This window comes from Stenotrophomonas sp. HMWF023 (assembly GCF_003060985.1).
Classification (GTDB): Bacteria; Pseudomonadota; Gammaproteobacteria; order Xanthomonadales; family Xanthomonadaceae; genus Stenotrophomonas; species Stenotrophomonas lactitubi.
Genome location: NZ_QAIJ01000168.1, coordinates 1 through 3587 on the forward strand (window position 1 = coordinate 1; position 3587 = coordinate 3587).

General features: G+C 67.2%; 3 protein-coding genes and 1 pseudogene. All 4 read right to left on the reverse strand.

Translation table 11 applies throughout. From position 1 onward, the window contains the following. Positions 1 to 318: 318 nt before the first annotated feature. Positions 319 to 1728 carry a multidrug transporter subunit MdtD gene (mdtD, locus tag DBR20_RS09180; RefSeq protein WP_108265963.1) on the reverse strand — a complete coding sequence of 470 codons (1410 nt, stop codon included), beginning with the start codon at positions 1726 to 1728 and terminating at the stop codon, positions 319 to 321. 91 nt (positions 1729 to 1819) lie between these two features. Next, positions 1820 to 2902: a uroporphyrinogen decarboxylase gene (hemE, locus tag DBR20_RS09185; RefSeq protein WP_108265964.1), complete on the reverse strand. Its 1083-nt coding sequence runs from the start codon at positions 2900 to 2902 to the stop codon at positions 1820 to 1822. Between the two features lie 28 nt (positions 2903 to 2930). Continuing rightward, complete coding sequence (locus DBR20_RS09190; RefSeq protein WP_099818886.1) at positions 2931 to 3170, reverse strand: WGR domain-containing protein; 240 nt, start codon at positions 3168 to 3170, stop codon at positions 2931 to 2933. A 122-nt stretch (positions 3171 to 3292) separates the two neighbouring features. Beyond that, positions 3293 to 3587, reverse strand: a pseudogene (locus DBR20_RS09195) (3-dehydroquinate synthase); the annotation flags it as partial.

Genomic DNA, 3587 nt, shown 5'->3' on the forward strand with positions numbered 1-3587 from the left:
GGTGTCGACCTTGGTCGACACGTAGATCCACGCCATGCGTGGATGTTTTTCGATCAATTGTCGAAATATTCGATTTCGATGGAGATTCATCCACGCATGGCGTGAATCCATCAGCCACCAGAAATCTATCGAAGGTGGGGCGGTGTCGGATTGCGGGGTGTCAGCCGCATGGATGCGGCTGCCAAGCCTACAGGGATGTACTTGCGGCGTCCCCGCAATCCGACACCGCCCCGCCATCCCACGGATAGCTAGCTGTTGCTGTTGCTTCGGCCGTTGCCGTTGCGTCGGCGGGTGCAGGGCGCAGCCCTGCCGGACCCACTACTCCGCTACGTGCTCGACCTCGCGCGGCTCCGGCTTGGTGTCGGGCAGCTGCCAGAAGATCAGCGTCGAGGTCAGGGTGATCGCGCCCACGCACAGGAACGTGGCATGCAGCGCAGCCGTCGCGCCGTGGCCTTCCAGCTGCGTGCCGAACGCGGCCAGCAGGCTGCCTGCAGCTGCCGCACCGAAGCCGGCGGCGAGCATCATCACCATCGACAGCAGGCTGTTGCCGGAACTGGCGAACTCGCGATCCAGGTCGCGCAGGGTCACGGTGTTCATCACGGTGAACTGCAGCGAATTGACCGCACCGAAGAAGGCCAGCTGCAGTAGGCGCACGCTCAGGTGCTGGCCTGGAGTCATCAGGACGAAACTGGCCATCGCCAGGCCGACCAGCACGGTGTTGGTCATCAGTACGCGGCGATAGCCGTAGCGTTCGACCAGCTTCACCGCCAGCTTCTTCGACACCATGCCCGCGGCCGCCACCGGCACCATCATCAGGCCGGCGTTCATTGGCCCCAGGCCAAGGCCGACCTGCAGCAGCAGCGGAATCAGCATCGGCATGGCACTGCTGCCGATGCGCGAGAACAGGTTGCCGAGAATGCCGATGCGATAGCTGGGCACGCGGAACAGCGCCAGCGAAAACAGCGGTGCCGTTGAATTTGCCGCGTGCAGCCAGTAGCCGACCAGCGCAGCCAGGCCGGCTACGGTCATCAGCATCACCAGCGCGTGCGGTGTGCCGAGTCCGGAAATGCCATCCAGCGCCAGCGACAGTACCACCATCGCAAAGGCCAGCATGGCGTAGCCGCGCAGGTCGAACCGGGTTCGATGGCTGGCGTAGTGGTCGGGCATGATCTTCATCGCCGCGATGAAGCCGATGACACCGATCGGCAGGTTGATCAGGAACACCCAGTGCCACGATGCGATCTCGACCAGCCAGCCGCCCAAGGTCGGGCCGATCAGGGGGCCGACCAGTGCGGGGATGGCGATGAAGCTCATTGCACGCAGGAAGTCCTCGCGTGGCACCGAGCGCATCACCGCCAGGCGTCCCACCGGCAGCAGCATCGCGCCACCGATGCCCTGTAGTACGCGTGCAGCCACCAGCTGGTGCAGCTGCTGCGCCATCGCGCAGGCCAGCGAGCCGAGGGTGAACAGGATGATCGCCACCAGGAAGGTGCGACGGGTGCCGTAGCGGTCGGCGATCCAGCCGGAGGCGGGAATGAAGGTGGCCACGGCCAGCGCGTAGCTGAACACCACCGATTGCATCTGCAGGGGGCTTTCGCCGAGGCTGGCCGCCATCGCCGGCAGTGCCGTGTTGACGATGGTCGAGTCCAGCATCTGCATGAAGATCGCCAGCGATACCAGCCACAGCAGGGGACGCTGGCGGGTGTAGGTCGATGGCGCTGTGGACATGGGGGGTGACCGGTGCAACGTGGGGGCGCCATGATCGCGCACTGCGGGTCACGGCGCGATCAACATCGCGCCGCGACCGCATGCAGGATGCTCAGCGTTGGCTGTGCGCGTGCACCGCGTCGACCAGCACCTGTACATGGGCCGGGTCCATGTCCGGCGACATGCCGTGGCCGAGGTTGAACACATGGCCCTCGCGCGAACCGCCATTGCCGGCGGCATAGGTGTCGAGTACGCGTGCGGCCGCGGCGGCGATCGCATCGGGCGAGGCATACAGCGTGGTCGGGTCCAGGTTGCCCTGCAGGGCTACGCGGCCACCGGTACGGCGCAGTGCTTCATCCAGGTCCAGCGTCCAGTCCAGGCCGAGCGCATCGGCGCCGGTCTGCGACAGCGCTTCCAGGTGCAGGCCGGTGCCCTTGCCGAACAGGATCAGCGGCGTGCGCTCGCTGCCTTCGCCGCGCTCCAGGCCTTCGGCGATGCGCTGCAGATAGCGCAGCGAGAACTCGCGGTACATCGCCGGCGACAGCACGCCACCCCAGGTGTCGAACACCTGCAGGGCCTGCGCACCGGCGGCGCGCTGCGCGCCGAGATAGGCGATCACCGCGTCGGTGGTCACTTCCAGCAGGCGGTGCAGGGCCTGCGGATGATTCAGCGCCATCGCCTTGATGCGCGCGAAATCCTTGCTGCCGCCGCCTTCGACCATGTAACAGGCGAGTGTCCACGGGCTGCCGGAAAAGCCGATCAGCGGTACCTGGCCGTCCAGCTCGCGGCGGATCAGGCGCACCGCGTCCATCACGTAGCCCAGGTCCTGTTCCATGTCCGGCACCGCCAACCTGGCGATGGCCGCTTCATCGCGCAACGGGTGGCGGAACTTCGGGCCTTCGCCTTCGACGAAGTACAGCTCCAGGCCCATTGCATCGGGAATGGTGAGGATGTCCGAGAACAGAATGGCTGCGTCCAGCGGGAAGCGGCGCAGCGGCTGCAGGGTGACTTCGCAGGCGATCTCCGGGTTCTTGGCCATGGCCAGGAAGCTGCCGGCCTTGGCCCGGGTGGCGCGATATTCCGGCAGGTAGCGGCCGGCCTGGCGCATCAGCCAGACGGGGGTGCAGTCCACCGGTTCGCGGCGCAGGGCGCGCAGCAGGCGATCGTTGCGGAGAGGGCTGGTCACAGTGGGCATTCCTTGGGCGAAAAGGGCAGCGGCGCAGTCAGTCGCCGTGCGAAAGAATCTGGAAGCCCCGATGCAGTTCGGCATCGCGGGCCTTCTCGTAGGCGTGGCGGGCTTCGTCAGCCTTGAGGTACAGCTCGCGCCGCAGCTGCGAGCGGGCGCCGACGCGGCCGGATTCGCGCAGCAGCTCCCAGCCGCCGAACAGGTCCGGGACCAGGGTCAGGCGCAGGAAGCGCGGTGCCTGGGCACCGTCGGCGGGTTGTTGCAGGTGGACGTGCATGGCGTCGATTGTAGCGGGGGTGGTGTGACCCCTGCCGCAACGCGGTAGTGCCGGCCGCTGGCCGGCAACCTCATGAAACCTCCCTGGTAGCACCGGGCCATGCCCGGCGAACGCGGAAGCGGTCAGCCTTCGCCCAGCACCTTCAGCACCGCCGCTTCATCCACGTCCGGCACCACTTCGGCACGGCCCATGCCGCGCCACAGCACCAGGCGCAGGCGGCCGGCCACGTTCTTTTTGTCCAGGCGCATGCGGCCGAGCAGGGCCTGCGGGTCCAATCCGGCGGGGATTGCCACCGGCAGGCCCAACTGCTCCAGCAGGGCCTGCAGGCGCGCACGGTCGGCGTCGTCGGCCAGGCCCAGGTGGGTGGAGAGGCGGGCGGCCAGCACCATGCCCACCGCCACGGCTTCACCGTGGTTC

Coding starts and splice junctions, on each gene's coding strand:
- mdtD (WP_108265963.1), bottom strand. CDS start 1,728: ATGTCCACAGCGCCATCGACCTACACCCGCCAGCGTCCCCTGCTGTGG.
- hemE (WP_108265964.1), bottom strand. CDS start 2,902: ATGCCCACTGTGACCAGCCCTCTCCGCAACGATCGCCTGCTGCGCGCC.
- DBR20_RS09190 (WP_099818886.1), bottom strand. CDS start 3,170: ATGCACGTCCACCTGCAACAACCCGCCGACGGTGCCCAGGCACCGCGC.